At 42.7% G+C, this 20,266-nt stretch carries 17 protein-coding genes; 3 read left to right on the top strand and 14 right to left on the bottom strand.

What is annotated here, in order from left to right; all coding sequences use genetic code 11:
* Window positions 1–123: 123 nt before the first annotated feature.
* The 3 genes from ACT53C_RS09315 to ACT53C_RS09325 all read right to left on the bottom strand — a co-directional run bounded on the left by ACT53C_RS09315 (window position 124) and on the right by ACT53C_RS09325 (window position 2,877).
* Window positions 124–633 carry a PEP-CTERM sorting domain-containing protein gene (locus ACT53C_RS09315; protein ID WP_476145654.1) on the bottom strand — a complete coding sequence of 170 codons (510 nt, stop codon included), beginning with the start codon at window positions 631–633 and terminating at the stop codon, window positions 124–126.
* A 447-nt stretch (window positions 634–1,080) separates the two neighbouring features.
* Window positions 1,081–2,055, bottom strand: coding sequence for a UDP-glucose 4-epimerase GalE (galE, locus tag ACT53C_RS09320; RefSeq protein WP_476145655.1), 975 nt, complete (start codon window positions 2,053–2,055; stop codon window positions 1,081–1,083).
* 51 nt (window positions 2,056–2,106) lie between these two features.
* Window positions 2,107–2,877: a WecB/TagA/CpsF family glycosyltransferase gene (locus ACT53C_RS09325; RefSeq protein WP_476145656.1), complete on the bottom strand. Its 771-nt coding sequence runs from the start codon at window positions 2,875–2,877 to the stop codon at window positions 2,107–2,109.
* A 277-nt stretch (window positions 2,878–3,154) separates the two neighbouring features.
* On the opposite strand from ACT53C_RS09325, the gene ACT53C_RS09330 reads away from it, so the two are divergent.
* Genes ACT53C_RS09330 through ACT53C_RS09340 form a run of 3 tightly spaced genes read left to right on the top strand, consistent with a single transcriptional unit; the run spans window position 3,155 to window position 6,965 of the window.
* Window positions 3,155–4,837, top strand: coding sequence for an FAD-dependent oxidoreductase (locus tag ACT53C_RS09330; protein WP_476145657.1), 1,683 nt, complete (start codon window positions 3,155–3,157; stop codon window positions 4,835–4,837).
* A gap of 12 nt (window positions 4,838–4,849) precedes the next feature.
* Complete coding sequence (locus ACT53C_RS09335) at window positions 4,850–5,821, top strand: NAD-dependent epimerase/dehydratase family protein (RefSeq protein WP_476145658.1); 972 nt, start codon at window positions 4,850–4,852, stop codon at window positions 5,819–5,821.
* A gap of 52 nt (window positions 5,822–5,873) precedes the next feature.
* Window positions 5,874–6,965, top strand: a complete 1,092-nt coding sequence (locus ACT53C_RS09340; RefSeq protein ID WP_476145659.1) for an acyltransferase family protein — start codon at window positions 5,874–5,876, stop codon at window positions 6,963–6,965.
* 85 nt (window positions 6,966–7,050) lie between these two features.
* On the opposite strand, the gene ACT53C_RS09345 is transcribed toward ACT53C_RS09340, so the two are convergent.
* The 11 genes from ACT53C_RS09345 to ACT53C_RS09395 form a co-directional block, all read right to left on the bottom strand.
* On the bottom strand, window positions 7,051–8,169 hold the full coding sequence (locus tag ACT53C_RS09345) for an acyltransferase family protein (RefSeq protein WP_476145660.1): 1,119 nt from the start codon (window positions 8,167–8,169) through the stop codon (window positions 7,051–7,053).
* Window positions 8,170–8,201: 32 nt separating this feature from the next.
* Entirely contained in the window at window positions 8,202–9,386 is a 1,185-nt protein-coding gene (locus ACT53C_RS09350; protein ID WP_476145661.1) for a glycosyltransferase family 2 protein, read from the bottom strand.
* A gap of 22 nt (window positions 9,387–9,408) precedes the next feature.
* A complete protein-coding gene (locus ACT53C_RS09355) occupies window positions 9,409–10,845 on the bottom strand; it encodes an Atrophin-1 multi-domain protein (protein ID WP_476145662.1) in 1,437 nt (478 codons plus the stop codon).
* Window positions 10,814–12,490, bottom strand: a complete 1,677-nt coding sequence (locus ACT53C_RS09360; RefSeq protein WP_476145663.1) for a GMC oxidoreductase — start codon at window positions 12,488–12,490, stop codon at window positions 10,814–10,816. Before ACT53C_RS09360 ends, ACT53C_RS09355 begins: the two co-directional genes overlap by 32 nt.
* Before the next feature lies 1 nt (window position 12,491).
* Window positions 12,492–13,712 (bottom strand): glycosyltransferase family 4 protein, encoded by a 1,221-nt coding sequence (locus ACT53C_RS09365; protein WP_476145664.1) that lies wholly within the window; start codon window positions 13,710–13,712, stop codon window positions 12,492–12,494.
* A gap of 285 nt (window positions 13,713–13,997) precedes the next feature.
* Entirely contained in the window at window positions 13,998–15,410 is a 1,413-nt protein-coding gene (locus ACT53C_RS09370; RefSeq protein ID WP_476145665.1) for an O-antigen ligase family protein, read from the bottom strand.
* A gap of 61 nt (window positions 15,411–15,471) precedes the next feature.
* Window positions 15,472–16,548, bottom strand: a complete 1,077-nt coding sequence (locus ACT53C_RS09375; RefSeq protein WP_476145666.1) for a glycosyltransferase family 2 protein — start codon at window positions 16,546–16,548, stop codon at window positions 15,472–15,474.
* A gap of 21 nt (window positions 16,549–16,569) precedes the next feature.
* Window positions 16,570–17,376, bottom strand: a complete 807-nt coding sequence (locus ACT53C_RS09380) for a glycosyltransferase family 2 protein (protein ID WP_476145667.1) — start codon at window positions 17,374–17,376, stop codon at window positions 16,570–16,572.
* Window positions 17,369–18,265 carry a beta-1,6-N-acetylglucosaminyltransferase gene (locus ACT53C_RS09385; RefSeq protein WP_476145669.1) on the bottom strand — a complete coding sequence of 299 codons (897 nt, stop codon included), beginning with the start codon at window positions 18,263–18,265 and terminating at the stop codon, window positions 17,369–17,371. Before ACT53C_RS09385 ends, ACT53C_RS09380 begins: the two co-directional genes overlap by 8 nt.
* 15 nt (window positions 18,266–18,280) lie before the next feature.
* Complete coding sequence (locus ACT53C_RS09390; protein WP_476145671.1) at window positions 18,281–19,147, bottom strand: glycosyltransferase family 2 protein; 867 nt, start codon at window positions 19,145–19,147, stop codon at window positions 18,281–18,283.
* Window positions 19,148–19,168: 21 nt separating this feature from the next.
* The gene (locus tag ACT53C_RS09395; protein WP_476145673.1) at window positions 19,169–20,239 is read right to left on the bottom strand and encodes an acyltransferase family protein; all 1,071 of its coding nucleotides are present in this window, start codon (window positions 20,237–20,239) and stop codon (window positions 19,169–19,171) included.
* Between the last annotated feature and the right edge of the window lie 27 nt (window positions 20,240–20,266).

Below are 20,266 nucleotides of genomic sequence, written 5' to 3' on the forward strand. Positions count from 1 at the left end.
AAAACTCACTCAACTCAAACGCAAAGACAAAACTTATTAAAAGCTTATCAAATAGATTCAAGCTAAACTTTAATGCACAAAATGCCAGTCATGGCATCACAACTGGCTTCAGGTCAACAATCCTTAACCAAATTTTCTACGTGCTATAAGACCTATCAATCCTAGTCCTGCAAATATCAAGGCTTCATTTTCAGGCTCGGGAACAGGAATCGCTGTGAAAGTTACTTTAGTTCCCAAAGAAGCAGTCATCAGTCCTGGATTGTATTTAAACTGATAAGCACCGGCTGACAAGCCCGCAAAGATTAACTCAGGGCCACCCAAAATGGTTACATTGGGCATGTTATAAGACTTAATTAAAGTGTTGCCTGTACTATCATACAAGCTAAACTTTGAACCAATTGAAATGCCAGCCAATGTGCTAAAGTCCACATTCACATTTGAGAGTGTACTTAAGCTAAAAGTGTAATAATCTGGTAAGAATAAGCCGCTGATATCCAAAAGCTTATAGTCAACAGCAGGAGCTGTATTTAAGTTTCCCAGAGCAGTAACAGTTGATGTAGATGCAAATACTTGACCCGAAAAAGTAACAGCTGACGCAAAAACCATGGAACTCAAAAACGTAGAAACTTTCATATCCTCTCCTCAACTATAATTAAAGATTTAAACTACAGCAGCCTGAAAACTTGATTAAGTAATATTAATTACAACAACTATTGTTGCAATTAATAGCAAAATTTATGCCAAAAAACTCAAGTCATTGAATATAAATCTTTTTTTATGGAAACTGCCTCTCAAAAACAATCTGCGAGTGAGTTCCCTGCACGTTTAATAGCTTTCAACAGCACTTTAATGCACTATTATGATGCATAATTCTACACGATCTTTTACAATTTACGCACCAGAAAAGTAATTATCACGAATATAATTTTTAGATAATTGAGATTGAGAGTCGATTTATCTACAAAACAACATCTAGTGAAACTTAAGCTGAACCACATGTTGTAGAGAGGTTTGTTCTGATTCAGCAAGGAAGCAATAAAGGCATCAATAGATGCCTTTATTGTATGGTGACTTGAATTTTTAATTGACTTGTTTAAGCTCCCATTGCCATGCATGCCCGACAATGGTTTCCAAGTCAGTGAATTTTGGCTGCCAACCCAAAATTGTTCTTGCTCGTGCAGAGTCTGCAACCAACCGGGCAGGGTCACCATCCCGCCTTGGGCCATTCACGACCGTCACTTTTTTTTCAGACACTTTTTGTACTGCATTAACAACTTCTTCTACCGAAAAACCTGAACCATTCCCAAGATTAAAGCGCTCACTGCTGCCACCATTGTTCAAGTATTCTAACGCTGCCAAATGTGCAGAACATAGATCTACAATATGAATATAATCTCGAATACAAGTGCCATCAGGTGTGTCATAGTCACGACCAAACACATGAATATTTTCTCGCCGCCCTGAAGCCGCCTGTAAAATCAATGGAATGAGGTGCGTTTCAGGATCATGACGCTCACCCAACTGTCCTTCAGGATCGGCGCCCGCAGCATTAAAATAACGTAAACAGACCGATTTAAAATCAAAAGCCTTGTCGTAATCTGCCAAGACTTGCTCAATCATCCACTTCGAGCGACCATAGGGATTCAATGGCCTGTTTGGGTGAGCCTCATCAATCGGTACGTAATCCGGCTCACCAAAAACCGCAGCCGTCGATGAGAAAATAAATTTTTTCACACCATATTCAAGCATGGTATCAAGTAAGTTTAATGTATTCGTTACGTTATTTCGGTAATAAATATCAGGTTTGCGTACAGATTCACCAACCTGAATGTAAGAAGCAAAATGCATTACAGCCTCTGGTTGATAAGTGGCAAACACCTTTCGCAAATATTCTGAATCAGCCAAGTCGCCCTCAACGAATGTGCCGCCAAGCACGGCATCACGATGGCCGCTGGATAAGTTATCTAGTGTGATGACATCATAACCGCGTCCAAGAAGCATTTTTACCATATGTGATCCGATATAACCGGCACCACCAACGACCAATATACGCACAATTTACCCCTTAATTTAAAGAAATCTCTCAATCACGGTTGACTGAAATACCTACGTTCTCTTACCTGAAAACCGAATAGCGATATATAAAAATATGAACATGTCTAATGTGTAGCGTTTGAAGAGCCGACGTGGTTCCTGGCATAGGCGAAACAACCATTCCAGCCTTAACTTTTGCACAATCAAAGGGGCCCGTATTTTATTACCTGACCAAAAATCGAACAGCGCCCCGACACCCAAGATATAGGTTGTGTTTAATGCATGCTGATGCTGAAGAATCCATTGTTCTTGAATCGGGTTCCCCATCGCCACAAATAGTACATTTGCGCCTGAGGCGTTGATGATATTAATCACCGCACCGCTATCTGCGTGGTCAAAATAACCATCCTGACAACCCACAACTATATGTTTTGGGAAGCGTTGGCTAATGAAGTCTTTTGCTTTGACAACAACTTCTGGCTTTGCCCCTAACAAGAAAATTTTAACTGATTCAGAAAGGTGATCAAGGAAGAATGGCGAAAAATCTGTACCATTCAAATTCTCTTGAAAAGTTTTTCCATGCACGATTTTTGCAGCGATGTTAAGCGCTATTCCATCATTAGCAATAACGACGCTTTCCATCGCATGTTTAAACTGTTTAAAAAGTAATCGGCAATTGACAATTAAATTACTATTCGCAAAAAAAAGAATCGTTTTTTTATTTGATTGTCCGTTTGCATACATCATATCAAACAGTGAAGCTGAGCTTGTATTAATGATTTCGATTCCAGCGATTTCAATGCTATTGCTCGCGGTGTTGGGCGAGGTGGTATTTGGTTCCATCGATGATCTCAATAATTAATTGCGTGAAGCTTTAATTATACTCAGGGAATTTGAAAACTCTGCTAACGAGACTTAGGATAAATAGAGAAGTCCCAATTTCAGCCTGATTCTACACCATATCGAGTACCCATCCAGAGCAATGGTGTAGTTTTTCATCCTGAGCTGACAGCCAAAAAAATCACTGCCCAATAATTAAAGTGACCAAAAACTGTTGTATGCTTTGTGTTATTCAAAGCAATCATGCCCCAGATCAGACAGCCATTAGAAGCACTCAAAAATGATTAAAAACATCACGAACATCAACCCTGACTCAACGTTGAATGCAGATATTTGTATTGTAGGCGCTGGTGCTGCCGGTGTGGCAATGGCACTATCGCTCTCAGGGCGTGGATTGAAAGTTTTATTATTAGAGTCAGGGTTCGAAAAAAACCATTCAGAAACACAAGCGCTTTATAGCGGTGAGGTTGCTGACGAAAAGCTCCATAGCCCCCCTGATAAATACCGTCTTAGAAGATTAGGTGGGTCCACGGCAATCTGGGGGGGGCGCTGTATGCCTTTTGACCCGATTGATTTTGAAAAGCGTGATTATTTGCCTGGAAGTGGCTGGCCCATTACCTACGAGGATCTTCTGCCATATTTTAAAGTAGCCAACCAGTTTCTTGAAGCAGGTGAGTATGCATATGATGCTGATATAGCATTCGATCCCATCAAGCAGGCAATGTTTCAAGGATTTAAAAGCGATAAGCTACTGACTAACAACATGGAGCGCTTCTCTTGTCCGACGAATGTAGGCAGCCGTTACCGCAAAAGACTGGAGTTAGCGCAAGATATTGAAGTCATTTTTGGTGCCAACTGCACCGGCATTCGTTTAAACCCCAACGCAGATCATGTTAGCCATTTGGATGTTCGCAGCCTAGATCAGCGTCAATACCGTGTGATAGCCAAGCATGTTGTGCTGGCCACTGGTGGTATAGAGGTCGCAAGATTGTTGCTTGCTTCGAATGACATCTGTAAAAATGGGATTGGAAATCAAAACGACTTGGTTGGAAGGTACTACCAATGTCATATCGCCGGCAACCTTGGCAAGTTAACGATTGATGGCTCAAGCACCAATGTCAGACATGATTATGAAGTTTCGGCTGAAGGAATCTATTGTAGACGGAGAATGTCCTTAACTGCAGAAACCCAGCGTCGGCTTAAAGTTGGCAATATGGTTGCCAGATTACACTTCCCTAAAATCGTAGACCCATCGCATCGAATTGGTGTGTTGTCTGGGCTCTTTCTGGCAAAAAACTTTATCAGTTATGAATATGGAAAGCGCCTGAAAGATGGCAAGGCAACAGCAAGCACATATTTAAAGCACCTGATTAATATCATCATGGATCCTATTGATACATTTATGTTTTTGTATAACTGGATCACACGCAGAACCTTGGCTAAGCGTAAATTCCCTTCTGTCATTTTGAATAACAAGAGCAACCAGTTTACGCTTGAGATTCATAGCGAGCAGTATCCCAATCCCAATAGTCGCATCACTTTATTGAATGAAAAGGATGCGTTAGGCATGCCTAAAGTGAAAATTGACTGGCAATATTTGCCCGAAGATATCGACTCTGTCCGAAAGAGTCTGGATGTTTTTGTTGAAGAGTTCAAAAAAAGTGGCATTGGCAGCTTTGAGTATGACCCAGCGCAACTTGAAGAGGATCTGACCAGATTCGGTGCCTATGGAGGCCATCACATTGGCACTGCGAGAATGGGCACGAACACTGAAGAGTCCGTTGTCGATGCTAATTGCAAAGTGCATCATGTGGATAATTTATTTATCGCTAGCTCAGCAGTCTTCCCAACCAGTAGTCAAGCCAACCCAACCTTAACGATTACGGCGATGAGCTTGAGACTGGCTGACCATCTCGCAACGACACTTGGTGCAAGTCAGCAAGCAAAGCATTCAACTATTTAATGGGACTTACCAATGAAGGTTTTAATTTTAGGTGCAACAGGACATGTTGGCAGTCGTTTGCTGACTCAACTTCAACAAAGTAATTATGAAACCATTGCAGCTTCCCGGGGGCGGTTGACCTCTACCTTCAAAGAGGGACATATCACACTGGATAGTCTTAATTTGCAAGCCCTGATTGAATCCCTAGGGCAAGTTGATGCGGTTGTTAATTGTGTGGCAGGCGATAAATATTCGATTGGTCAAGGTGCACGGATACTGGTAGAAGCCGCTCTCGCGAGCAATAAGCCTAGAATCGTGCATTTAAGCACGATGTCAGTGTATGGTGGGAACGAAGGCAATATCACTGAACTGAGCAGCTTTGATCCTGAATATGGCTGGTATGCTGCCGCAAAATGCGAAGCCGAACGGCAAATGGATATTTATGCTCAAGCAGGTGGACAAGTCGTGTCTTTTAGGCCTGGATGCGTACATGGACCGGGTAGTCATTTATGGGTCAGTCGTCCAGCCAACCTGCTGAAAACATACCGCTTAGGGGATCTGGGTGAGGCTGGAGATGGCTGGAGCAATCTCGTCCATGTCGATGATGTGGTCAAAGCCATACAGATAGGATTGGAAATGCCTGTGAACGCGGGAGAGCATAAGCAATATAACCTTTCAGCACCAGATAGTCCGCGATGGAATGAATACTTATTCGACTTGGCTACGGCCATTGGGGCAACTCCGGTTAAACGGATAGCTCGGCTACAACTTAAACTGGACTCAAAAATAGTCAGCCCAGGGATCAAGATAGGGCAGATTCTGCTGCGCAAAATTGGTCAAAAGTCTGACTGGTTACCTGAGCCACTGCCGCCAAGTTTAGTGCGTCTTTTTGATCAGCATATTTTTTTGAATTCAGAAAAATTTAGTCAAGAGCATGACTTTAACTACATGAGCTATCAAGACAGTTTGCACGACTCTATTGACTGGTTGTTGAAACATTCCTAACTTGAATATCCACTCATCAGAACACCCAACCTCTCCCAATAAGGCCTCTATCATGCAACATAGTTTGATCAATCCAGTTGCCAAAAATCGCTATGCATTTGCTGATGGTCTTCGCGGCCTGGCAGCTCTTTGGGTCGTCTTTTATCACTTATTTCATGGCAATCACGTTGAACTGCTGACCGAGTACATAGGAAAAGGCCTTTCGGCCATCATTTTCGAATATGGGAACCTTGGCGTTCCAGTTTTTTTTGTGCTGAGTGGCTTTGTAATGGCGGTTACAACCAATCATAAGGTGATGGGGACGATACAATCAACCAACTTCATGTTACGGCGACTCATTAGACTTTCCCCCCCCTATTACTTTGGCATCTTAGTGAGTTTAATCCTGCTATACGTAAAAATTCATACTGTTGAGCCCAACACTCAATTTCCTGATACAACCACTATTATTGCCCACCTATTATATTTACAAGGTTTTTTTCAGCGCCCTCCAATTAACATCGTGTATTGGACCTTATGTTACGAAATTCAATTCTACCTAGTCTTCAGCATCATCATTTACCTGGCTTCACGATTCGCATCATTCACTATCCAACACCATTTGGTATTGATTGCTGCCACCTTACCCGCCCTGCTCTGGTTAACATTTGCTGAATATGCCCCGGATTGGCAAGCTTATGCCAGTCAACATCTTTTGTTCATCTACTACTGGTATGCATTTAGCGCGGGCGCCCTAGTAGGCTGGCTAATAAACAAGCCTGAGGTAGCCTTTTTTAGAAACTACACTGTTTTCTTTTTTGTCTGGCTTCTCGTCATCGGTGTTCTCAAGCATGATTTATTTGCACTCACCGCAGGCATAGCTGCCATTGCAATGCAGATTGCTCTTTATAAAAATAAAATGAACAGCTGGCTAAATTACAGACCAATACAAACCTTAGGGTTAATTTCTTACAGTCTGTACTTGATTCACAATAACCTGTTGGGAATTGTGGCCAGAGTTGTCAGGAAGTTCTTAGCGCCAGGTATTGTTACAGATATCACCGTCGCTGGATTGGCTACACTGGCATGTGTATTGGCAGCCTTACTCATGTACCAGTTTATTGAGAAGCCTGTCATCAAGCTTAGCCAGCGTATTAAATATTAGAGTACCCTTACGCAGGAGGGGATGAGTGCTTCATTCCCCCTTAATTTTGACGCAGTACAGACACTGCAATTGATGCAGCTTGAAGTTATCTTGCGCGCAATATTGCCCTTGATTTTTCCCTGAAAGGCTTTTCTATCCATTGATATGCAAGATACGATACAGCAAGCACTATCACCAGAAAAACTGAAACTAAGCCAGTAGCCTCAAGCGGAGTAAATTGCGGTGTCGATATCTGATGAATCATTAGCTCAGGCCGATGGAAAAGCACACGAATGACCTGTTGATAGCCCCAGAGCACGGCGCCATGCGCCATATAAAGCGAGTAAGAGAGAGTTCCCAGCCACACCAGCCAGGCATGAGAAAGAATTTTTTTGAAAACATTGGCCGGGCTCAACACAATCGCCCCAATCAATACCGCGCTTGCAGGATAAATCCACAACGCAGTTCCAGTGTAACCTTGTGCACTGGACGCAATCATGACAATCCATATGATTGCGATCGGAATCAGCCAGCCCATCGTGGCATAAAGCTTATTTTTGGCTGTTTGTACGGCAAAAGCAGTGAGGCATCCGACAAAAAAACCTGCCAAGCATCGCAACATGAAATTGTAATCTTCTGGATTAAATGCATATAAAACATAAATACTGATAATTGCAATCAGGGCAAAAATGAATGTTTTGAACGCTTTAAACCAAAGTACAATCAGTGCAAAGAAAATATAGGTATAAAATTCCGCACTAATAGACCAGGCAGGACTATTAAAAGACATTGCTGTTTCATTGGGCCAAAATGCTTTTACCAGAAAAAGTTCCCGAAAAAAAGCGGCCAGATTGTTCTGCACAAAAGGCTGTTTACTATGACTTTCAATTCCCCAATGTACTTGCAATACATACTTAAGGGTTTCTATACCAAGCGCCGTCAATAAAAAAACCAAATGGATTGGATAAAGACGACCAAAGCGCAAGAACTGGAACTGTAATACCTCTTTAAAACTGGAAAGACGATTGCCATAAGCCGAACAAATCACAAAGCCAGACAAAACGAAAAACAAGTCAACCATGATACCACCGCCTCTGATCAACGGAATATCATTCAAAAAACCATTCCAGCTTGGAATGTGATACATCACGACAATCAATGCAGCAATGCCTCGAATGCTTTCTAATTCATCTACTTTATTTTTAGGGGTGACTACTGAACTCATACCGGTAACTTTCGAGGCAATTGATCGCTGACTTAATCTTTTCTGGACTTCACCCAGTCGACCTGTCTGTTGATAAAAAATCCCAGATAAAGTTTGATTTTACGAAAAGCATACACAGGTGCAAACGTGAGCAATGCAGTCATGGACAGGATGTTGCGCCCATGTTTTAACCAGGCAATAAACACAAAACTACTGAAAAGAACCAATAAGCCGACGCCCAAGCCCCAAGGCATGATTTGCCCTGTCAACACAGTTGCCAATGCAGAAATAAACGCAAACATCAATACCAGTAAAAATAAAAGTGCCAGTGGTGGCACACACAAATCTAGCGCCATAGCGATCATTTCCAGATCAAGTGTCCGTATGCCGCTCCATAACAAGGGAAGCCCCTCCTCAACGATCATGCCCAGATGACCATGCTCCCAACGTTTACGCTGAGAAGCCTCACCCTCACTGTGTTCAGGAAAAAGACTACTGATAAATGCCTCTGGGCAGAATTTTGGTGCCAGCCGCTGGTTAGCCAAGTCGATACCAAGCTTCATATCCTCAACAATGCTGCCATGTGCAAGATTAGCGGTCGAAATTTGTACCCATGGAAAAGCCATCCCGGACCCCATCAATGGCATGGGCATACCCAGACGGTAATAGCCCAAAGGACGCGTCCAGCTTTTTACGACATAAGCAAACTCGGACAATCGTGTAGAAACTTTTGCCTCCTGACCGGACTGAATCAGATATAACCCTTGCATCGCACGATGATTGATACGCACAGACTCTGCTAGTGCTGTAATCGTGCCGGTAGAAATCTGACAATCGGCATCAAATATCTGCAAAATCTCAGGCGGATCTTGCTTGAGAAATTGAATGCCAAAGTCTAAAGCATAGCCCTTACCACGAAACTCTTTATTTTGACGCTCTATTGCCTCTACCCCCATTTCACGAGCTAATTCAGCCGTATTATCAGAGCAATTATCTGCGATTACCACGATTCTGGTGGTTGGCGTTGCTTGAGCCTGGATTGAGCGCAAGGTATCCTGAATACCTTTGGCCTCATTATGTGCCGGAATCAATATCGCAATTTTGGACTGGCTTGCAGCAAATTGTCTGGGTTTGAACCCAGGCAATATCGCAAAAAGAATCTGAAGACAAAACACCAACACCGGGATCGCAAACAAAATAAGCGCAATCCCGTATACCGCCAACAAAATATTTTCCATCTTCGCTCTCTCTTTACAGCGGCTACGGCCGCTCTTCTTTTGTCATCGTAGCCGAAACAGAAGAGTTCGGACTGGTCCCACTAGTCAGTACAACCTTGGGGACAAAGTTATCAATGGGCCAAGTGATGCTCAAAGACTGCCCGTCTGACAGCATGCCGGTTTCGTACACCTGTTTCCGTGTGGGGGCATCCAGTACTTTTAAATTTAACTGCGCCCCCCCAGTGGCTTTAACAGTGAGTTTGTACTGGTCACCCTTCTTTGGTCTTGCCCAAAGCACCGTATGCATAGAGCGGCCAGACTCATTGGTTTGTGTTGTTTTACGGCTTCCATCCGCGAAAATGACCGCCTGTTTATAAGTGTCATACTTGCCTAATGTAGGGCCAGATTCCAAATACCATGGCCCCCTTAAAGACAACACATTGACATTCTGGTTTGGTTTAAACAACTTGCCGTCGGCATCAAGATAGCCTGAAGTTTGCACGACTTTGCGCAAGTTCTTGCGTAAAGTTTGCAGCTCCTCGGCAGCCGTGTTATTCCAAAAGCGCTTGTGCACATCGAGATTCCCGCCACGCTCTACGTAAATCACATAAGGCGTACCATCGTTTTCATCCACAACATAAGCACCATAAATCTGTAATGTCTTGGCAATCTTTTTGATTTCAGGGGTTTTAATCGTATTGATGTCAAAATCTGGCAGCAACATGATTAGCGACCCCTCAGAAATAGGGCCAACATTTCTATCGACCACCCGGTCTGAAATGGTGGCAGGAAAAACATAAGGTGGTTTTGCTGATAATGCGTTATGTGTCAATGACATGGCCAACGCATGATGATAATAAGGTTGACCATCCTCAATTTCATGTTTGCGAATAATGCCAGCACAGGCAGGAACCCCAGTTGCACGCGCCCCTTGGTGATAATGTGCTGCATCCGCCCAACCTGTACCCTGCATGGGCATCCAGCCATGATGAGTCGCACGCCACTCTCCATCCACTTTCTTGAGTTGCCAAAAGGAATGGATAATACCATTCGGCATATCAAAAATATCTGCATGCCCATCACCGCCACTGGCTGGCGTCAGGTCGGCAGGCCAATGTGGCAGCGTAATTTCAGGATCCATTGTTTCGGCATCTGCATCAAACACACCATTTTGCCCTTTTGTCCCTTTCACTTTCATTGGCGGGTCAGACTCTGTTGCCAAGAAGCAGCCTGTCGAGTACTGTCCGTTATGGATTGATGGATAATAATCAGAAGTGGGGATAACAAAGTCACTGAATACAGGATTCACTGGTCTACTATTCCAAAGTGAATTGACGCTAAATGGTTTTTCAAAAGTGCTAAATTGGTCTGCAAGCGACTTGTTGAACTGAGCACTCATCGCAAAGCTTGCCACTAACATAACATGAGCGAGCTTGATGTGTGGTTTGCTAGTTAGACGCATGAATATTTGTGGAAGCATTGTAATCCTCTGATGAAAGATAATTTGCTAAACGCAACGCCAGCGCCACGATGGTAAGTGTCGGATTGGCATGGCTATTGGTTGTAAAAACAGACGCACTGGCAATATACAAGTTGTTGATACCATGTACTTTGCAATTCACATCAACGACACTGGTGGATGGATCATTGCCCATTCGGGTCGAGCCCATATGATGCCCGCCTACAGGCAAGGCATTGCAAACACTACGTTCAAGCGCCTTTAAATCGAACTCAAGGTGGCAAGTATTTGTTTTCTCTAGCTGCGTCTTCAGCAATTGAAAGGATTTAACGCCAGATGCAATATCAAGATCAGTTAATTTCCAGTGCACGGCTACCCTCTGCATACCAAAACGGTCCACCTCTTCTAGCAGCTCAATACGGTTATTGACGTCAGGCACTTGCTCGCTGTTAAATTCAATCGGGTAAGTACCGTTGCGGTTTGCCACTAAGGTATAAGGAATTTTGCGTTTGGCCAGTTTTATTTTAAACAACCAATCAAATGCAAACTTGATCACCGATCGGATATCCAGGATGACATTCATCAAGTGCTTGATATGTTGACCTTTGTGAGTGGGTTGGTTCATTCCGTGATTCAGTATAGCTTGATATTCCGGCTTTAAAATTGATTTGGCGAGATAAATGGTCGACATCACGCCACTACCGTGCGAAGGATCAGCATAGGCTGGAAAATGTAATCTGAAGGCCGAGTTTAATAAACCATGTTTAGCCTGGAATTGCGCGGAAAATTGTAATTTCCGTCTGGCATAGACGCCCTCCAGCGTTTTCTGAAAGTCAAATACAGGTTTTTCATTATGAATACGTAATGCCCCAAAAATCAGGTCGTAATGACAGGCGTAGTATTTGCCCAAACTCGCATCAAGATAGCTCCAAGCAGGATTTTTCTTACGGCTCACCAGCAACAAGCGCGTTGTTTCTATCCCTCCTCCTGCTAATATCAGACAATTTACGCGAATATCTAAAGGTTGCAGACCATCGTGTATCGTAATACTACTCACCGTTCCTGGATCTTCTATACGGCAATTCAGGCTGGTGCATCTTGTCCCTAACAACACGAAAACATTGTTAGAGTTCGTCAGTTCCTCACGATATTTTTTGCCGAAATCTGTGGGCAAGCTATACCGCTCAATATACTCATTGAGCTCTGGGACTAATTTGGGTGCTTCACTAAAAATTGGCTTTGCATTTGAGCCAAAAGCTGAGATGGTAAAATTATTTTTGCCAGCATCACAATAATCCAAGGCTTGGGCGTAATAATTTGAAATATCTATCGCGCCATCGGGCCAGCCACTGTCAGGAACATGAGCGCGGTGTGCAAAGTCATGTGAATCCAGCGGCACACATCGCCCACCCCATAAGTGGGTAGTCCCCCCAAAACGTTGATACCTAAATTCGGTGGTTTGAGGATGTGGTTTAGAAGCTTGACCAATGTAAGCATCCAGAGATTCCGGCGTTTCATTCCAGCCCCCCCCTTCAATCATCAATACCCGTTTACCTTGCCTCGAAAGGCTAATAGCCAAGCTGATCCCCGCTGCCCCCGCACCAATAATACATATAGGAAAGCTCTCGAGAACCGATTTATCCGTGTCGCTTAAGTATCCGATCATGTCAGGCTTTCTGGTATTCACTAATGTATTGATCGAGCTTGTTGATTTCACTCTCCAAGTTAAAGCTCTTCTCCACCACTTGCCTTGCTGCCTGCGTTACACTGTCACGCAATGCTGGATTGTCTAAATACTTGGAGATAGCATTCTTTAACGCAACCTCATCTGAGGGGGCAACAACCAGGCCTGAAACACCATGCTCAATTAACTCTGTAACACCACCAACATTAGTACCTATCACAGGAACACCACATGCCATGGCCTCCATTAATGATACGGGGACTCCTTCTGCAAAACTTGGCAACACAAATACATCACTGGCTTGCAATGTACGCTTAACAGTTTCCTGACTGGCAAATCCACCAAAATGGACCATTTGGCCAAGTCCGTGCTCTTTCACCTCAGCCTCCAGTGCCACGCGTTCAGGTCCATCACCTAACAACGTCAAGTGAAAGGCATATCCTTCATTTTTCAATGCAATTAAACTGCGCAGTAAAACGGGGACGCCTTTTTCTGCAGCAAGTCTGCCGACATATAACAATTTCAAAGGCTCATCAGCTGTTGAGACTCCTTGCCGCGGACAGATCGTGTAGTTATTCATGTCTATGCCACAATGAACAATATGCAATTTATGCCAATCTTCAGCATCCGAAAACAGCATCATCTGACTCTTGCAATATTGACTGATACAAGCAATAAATTTTGCAAATTTCACTTTTTCACGCAAGGCCAGTAATGTCGGCTCAAAAAAGATGTGAGGGCCATGAAAAGTAATGCTGTAATCAATCCCGGTCTGTAGCGAAGCGAGCATAGTAATCGAGCCACTACTATCCCCAAAATGGTTGTGTATATGCTGCACGGCATGCTGCTGGAGTTGTTTGGCTAAAAGCAGTGATTCTTGAAAATAAAAGATTTGGTAAATCAATCCTTTAATGCCTGGTCTGGCAGTTTTAAAGGCAACCTTCAAAGCTTTCAGGTAACCACGTGTATTAAATAACAGGCCTTTGATATTTAGCCATGCCAACAACAATGGATTAAACGGCAGCAAGTAGATCGTACTGCTGAAAATATCCTTAAGATCGGTGCTAATCAGGTGTGCACTACCAGGCTTATTGGTAGACAAGGTGACAACCTCATGCCCCAATCGCCTTAACCCGGCGACCTCACGTTGTATGAAAGTATCCGTTGCTCTGGGGTAAATACTGGTGAAATAAGCAATTCGCATGTGTTCAACTCATCTGTTTTTGTTATAGATTAATTGGTGCAAGTCATCGCAAGACTAGGGTTTTAACGTCATCGCCCCAACCATCACTCCCTGTTTCGAGCAGAGGTCTGTGTGAGTGACAACCATAAGCTAAAGCATTGCCAGCATGGTTGCTCCCTCAGCATTCAGGGCTGATTCAGAGGTGTACTTTGTCGAGACAAACCTATGAAAGTAGCCCCGTCGCCAAGGTCAATGTTGTAATAGTAATTCATTCGCTTGATTAAACAATCAATCACTCAAGCATGTTTACTTGAGGGCAATCTTTGGGTTGGGAGTCTGCGACAATTTGACACTGCTCAGTGAGATACCAAGAGTGAACCACAAATACCATTCATAAATCAGATAATCAAGCATATTGTCTGAATATGACATGAATATAAACTGGACCAAAAGAATGATCATCATGAAAATCAATAATTTATTTCTATAGTAAACCGAGAACAGGGTTTTGAGATGTGCAAATAGCAAAAACAAAAAAGCGAGCACGCCAAAAAAGCCTAATTCAAAAAACAACTGCACATACACATTGTGAGCGTTAATTTCCACGGTTTGTAATTGAAAAGCATTGGCATGAACAATATTCGGTGAGTAATGAATAAAGCTGGATAAGCCATAACCGAAGAAGTAATGGGTCTTGGACATCCATAGCAAAGCGTCCCCCCAAACCTGCTTGCGCCAGGCGTAAGAATTCAAGCGGCCATAACCATTTGAGCCAAAGTCAGTCCCTTGTGCCAGGTCCATCACACGATCTCTCACGTCAGGAATAAGCAATCCCAACAAAGGAGCTAGCAAGACGGGTAACAGGAACTTTCTTTCGTGAAATGTGGCGTATAGCAAAAAGAACAGATAACAAGTCCCCCAAGTAGAGCGCGTTTTAGTCATGAGCAATAGAAAACATAGCAGCATGATATAAAGCGGCAAAAACTTGTTAAAGGTAGGTGACACAATGGAAGGTTTGGCGCGCCACAAATAAAAGCTTATCGTAATCACAATCACCAGATATGGCGCATAGGTATTAGGGTGTGGGAAGGTACTTTGTAAACGCATGCCCTCGTTAAGGGACAAATAATAGCCTCTCCAGCCCAGCGCCATGCTCAACAAACCATAAATGGTCGGGATAATTGATGAAAAGATAATAATTTTCATCCACTTGCTCAGATCCTCAGGCTTTTGTATTACATACATGCCGAGCGTAAACATGGAGCAATAAGACACAAATATGAGAAATATCTTCAGGCTGGGCACAAAGCCAGGCGCGTAAAATACCGATGCAAATGAGAGAACTAACAAAATAAACCATGAGAGCTTGATCGGCTCAAGCTTGAGATCGTGTTTTAAGGGGCGCTCAAATACCATGAGAATCGCGATAATAATAACCAGCGCATTCAGCACCGCCCCTAAACCAAAGCTGCCAAACTTGATCGCATTAAATACAGAATCCAAAGATGCTCGGCTGAGCACGACCAGAATAAAGAACACATTGCGATTCAGGATAAAAAGCAAACCCAGCAGCATTGCGACTGGTAACGCTGCCAGGATGACATAGAATTTGCCTACAAACTGGATCAGAAAAAAGGATACCAATCCGAAAAAGAATGCGGAAAATGTTGCTAGTAACAGCAAAAGGATGGTGGTTTTATGTTTTAGCAGACTGGTCACTGAAAACCCTTAGTTTTTCTATTTTTCGATGAGCGCAGACAATTACTCATACAAAACGACATTACTTTAATAAAGCGACGCTCACAAGCTGCCGCTGTTTAATTTTTCTTGAAACCCAGCTCTTCACGGCATACCACTCATCCAGATCGGGAGTGTTTTTCAAACGGAAACAGGCATATTTAAACAGCATTACCATCTCGTTTCTGGTGGTCATCACTGCTCTGAACGCCAACTCCCGGTGTAAACCTACAGAGGCTCCTATTCCCTTTTCAAGAGCGGACTCCATCTGGTTAAAGCGGTCAAGCAAATTAATACCGACTGCATCCTCTAGATTTAACACAGTGCCCCCATACGTACAAAAGGGTGCAGGGTCAAAATTTGGCAATTGATGGCGGGCACAAAAAAGCTCTGCAAGATACCTTGAAATTTTGATGGACAACTGAATCTGATCCATAAACTTTTTGGCCCCCACATTCCCACCATGCCATCGGTACTTTATCAGTACTTCATCAATATTCAGGCACTTGCCCAACACCCCAAGCTGGCCAAATAAATAATAATCTTCGGCAAGACCATTGACAGTCAAACGCTTAGACTCAGGCAGCAGTTTTACAAAATCAATACCGTAGCGGATCCCCATTTGTTCAATCGCCGAAAAGCGCATTGTCACAGTAGGATGAATCATCGGATTTTTAAAGAAAAAAGCCGCTTGCAGTCGATTAGGTAGCGTGGGCGCCTGAATAAACCCTGTTTCATTACCTGCCGCATCAATTTTTATGGCATGCCCCCCGACCACGACAACCTCAGGATGGCTTAAAAATGCATCCAGTGTTTTTTGCATACGGTCAGGCATGGCAACATCATCCGCATCATGGCGCATGACATATTCAGCACGGCATAGCTCTAGCCCTTTGTTGAGCAAGCCAGACAATCCAACCGCGTCCAAGAACTGATGTACCTCAATACGCGCATCTAGCTTCGCAAAGTCTTGTGCCATTTCAAGGCTACCATCTGTCGAGCCATGATCAAGTACCAGCAAACGCCAATCCTTGTAAGTCTGATCAATCAGGCTTTGAATCGCCTCTGCAAGGTAATCAGCGCCGTTTTTCACCGGCAATAAAATATCAAAAGTAGCCATGATTAATGCGTTAAATATGTCTTAAAAATATTTCGACTTTTTCACCGGTTTTTGGTATCTGGCTGCATACAACTCTCTTGCAATGGCCATGTGCAATTTAGCCCGCATCGGATGCCGCCTCAACTTAGCAAAGCCTGCGCGCATTATCCTGTACAGAATATAATGCCATCCCAACAGTTTTGGATGTGTAAAATAAGCCAACGCTACGAATTCGTTGACTATTTTTTGATCGTTGACATAACTGTTCAGGTATTTCACGTCATAAGAGATCACACGATAAAAATAGGCATCCTGCGTTCTTAAATAATAAGCTGCCCATTCCTGGTCTTCGGCTGAAAATACATCTTCCCGGAAAGGACGCACTTTAATAAAGTGCGTTGCCAGCAAGGTGCATGAGTTGGATGCTGCAAAACGCATCCCAAAGTTCTTCTTATCCACATAGTCTGGAATCCATTGTTGCGACGCCATATGACCTGGGGTTAAACAAAAACCAAGATAGGCTTTGTGGTCAAAACTATGTAACGCCAGCCCACGCTCAATCAAGGTCGGGTCTTCAAGAATGACATGGGAGCTGATAATCAGCACCAAATCCGTCTCTACATTATCAACTCCGATATTGATCGCCTTTGAATAATTAAAAGCCTCATCCGGGTAATCCACCACCTTGAATCCCAGCTTTTTAATTTCTGCTTTTTGTTTGGGATCATTGGAAGAATCTACCAGTACATAATCAGTCGGCGGAACTGTTTGTTTGTTTAAAGCCGCAATCACCTCATTGAGCAGCGGCAAACTATTATAGGTTCTAATCAATGCTGTATATTTAGCCATAAATATACCTCTTGATTAAACTCACAATCGCGGACGTATCCCCTGTTAACTTTCGCGCAAACAAAACCTCACCTTTCCCGTAATTTGAACATTGCATAAAGTATTGTCTATTTTTTTTAAGTTTTTCTACATGATCTACCGTCATGTTTTCCGGGCTAGACTTACCCGGTTGCCAATCACTATAAGTCAAACTCCGGGCCAAAGAATCAGCATAAGGAGAGTTACCAATGATTGTCTGAAAAAACATTTCATCTGGAACCACCACTTTTTGATATAAACGGACAAATTCAGGGTGATTTTTAATAAAATCGAAAATATATTCGCAAGCATCACGCGTTAAAGCCCACCATTGAGCGCCAGCATAAGGGGTCAACCCACCTAAAGCCGCTTGATAGTTACGCTTAAACCCGGCAAAACCAAGTTTTTTCAGCAGTCGGTAAAGCCGACTTTTTATTTTTTTATATTTCCCTTCAATATTGTAATCCTCTAACAGCGCCAGCGACTTACCTGCCGCCAAATTAGGCATTTTTAATGTACTGATAAACTGCTTACCCGCATTAGCGCTAAAAAAGTCCTGAATATACGCCGTAGACTGAATGGGATAATCAGCACCGCTCAACAACACCAGATAATCATACCCACTTGCTGCAGCCAATGCCTGCTGCATTAACGCAAGCGTTGCCTCTACCTGTGAAAATGTCCCCCAATAAACCGGCACCCTTTGGGTACTAAAAAAAACCTGTGGGCCAGCTAAGTGGATAAACTCATCCAGGTTAGACTTTTTATCAATATGTACAAAAAAGTCAGTGTCGCTCGTTTTTAGCCCTTCAATCAATCGCCCCAGGTGTGCAGGATTATTGTGTGCCAAAATCAAATAAGCAATTTTCATATGTTCACCGTGCAATCAGTAATACTTAACTGCTTTTTTATTTCTACAGTCCCTAAATATCTTAAATACCGTTTTTGGCAGAAAACCTGCCTTTAAAAAATAGCCCACATCTGCTGGTTCAAATTTAAACCCATAATAGTCAGAGTAAACCTGTCCCGCCAACTCACAGCATACTAAATGATTAGTTAAAAGATCATGCTTGGCGGCAAACTTTACAAATGAATTGAGAATGCGCGATTTGTTCAAACGTGAAATCCGGTCACCCCTTGGGGTGATATCAAATACATAAGAATTCACATCCAGCAACCGGGCGGTACCATTCACTTTTAAAAAGCGATAGAAAAACTCCAAATCCTGCCAGGCCGGCATCGTTTCATCAAACAACCCTGCCTTCAGATAATTTTCACGGGTAGAAAATAACTGATTACCGACATGGTTAGCTGTATGCAGATCCATAAAATCAACCGAAGAGACTTTTTTGGAATAGCTAAACTGACCATCGTTGCGGTACTTATAATTGACGAACAAGGCCGAAAACTCAACCGCTGACTTTTTTAAAAGCTGCCAATAATCCAATAGCGCGGCCAAATGATAAGGCTCAAACTCATCATCATCATCCAGGCCAGTCACAAACTCCCCTTGTGCCTGCTTGATAGCCATATTTCTCGCAACGCAAGCGCCTTTACTTTGGCTGTTGGATAAAAACTTAACCCGCGTATCTTTGGTAGCAAGCTCCGTTAAATAAGATTTGGTGCCATCGGTAGAAGCATCATCAACCACAATCACCTCAACCTCGCGGTGCGTTTGATTGAGCACAGACTCGATTGCCGCCTGCAACATATCCAGGCGGTTTCTTGTAGGAATATAGATAGAGACTAGCAATAGTTTTCCATTCTGAAGCGGTTATGTTCTGGCGAATTTGCTTTTGAGACTTATAAATGGTTTCTCAAAAAAATGATAAGAGAGGGGTGCAATCAAAAGTACACAAAAGATCCCAACACTCTGACTTGGTGGCCAAAAAACACCTGGAGTACGCTCTGGGCCTGTAGCCAAGAACAAGCCCTGATACATATAGATTCCGTATGAAATTAAACCTAGGTAGCGCAAAGATTTATTTTCCAACAATTTCACTATTCTACTTTTTTGATTTGCATAAACATACAGGACAAATATACAAAGACCCATAGCTCTTAGGAGCGACGCAATTACTAATTTAGAACTAGGAAAGTCAGTAAATAATAATGATGATGAAAGATAAATTAATAGACCAATAAAAAGCAAACGTCTGTTTAAAAGGCTAATCACCTTTTCACCAGCCTCTTTACTGTGTACCAAAATAGAAATCAAACACCCAAGAAGAATATTGTACCCGCCTACAAAGCTCCAACGCTCAATAAAATATAAATCTGAATAGTGTGATTTAAGGAGTAGGAAATATAAAACCTGTGCGGCTAAAACTGCAAGAAATAACACAATTAATCGTGAGCCTAACTTCCATGAAACTAATAAGATAAATACAAAAGGCCATAGCAAATAAAAATGCTCCTCTACTGCCAATGACCATGTATGACCAAGGAACGGGGTATAAGACTCTTTAGGTATAAAGTTGTAAATGTATAAATAAGAAAAGATAAGAGATTTTAAATTAGTTACCTTTTGATCAATTGCGAATAGGATTGTACTAATCACCAAAAATAAAATATAAAGAGGAAATATTCTTAGTGCTCTTCTAATAAAAAAATCTTTAATTGAAATCGCCCCTGTTTTTCTATGCTCTTTAATCAAGAGCATCGTAATCAGAAAGCCGGATAAAATGAAAAATGCTTGAACACCAGCGGTACCACTCACCAAAGACTTGATAGCAGGATTCATTAAATGAATCCCCTCCAGAATGTTATAAAAATGCAAATGTGTTAAAACTACTGCAATGACAGCCAGTCCTCTAATACCATCAAATCCAAGTACCTTATTCATAATTTTATAAAACAAATATCCTATTCA

It is taken from the genome of Methylophilus sp. DMC14, assembly GCF_056314085.1.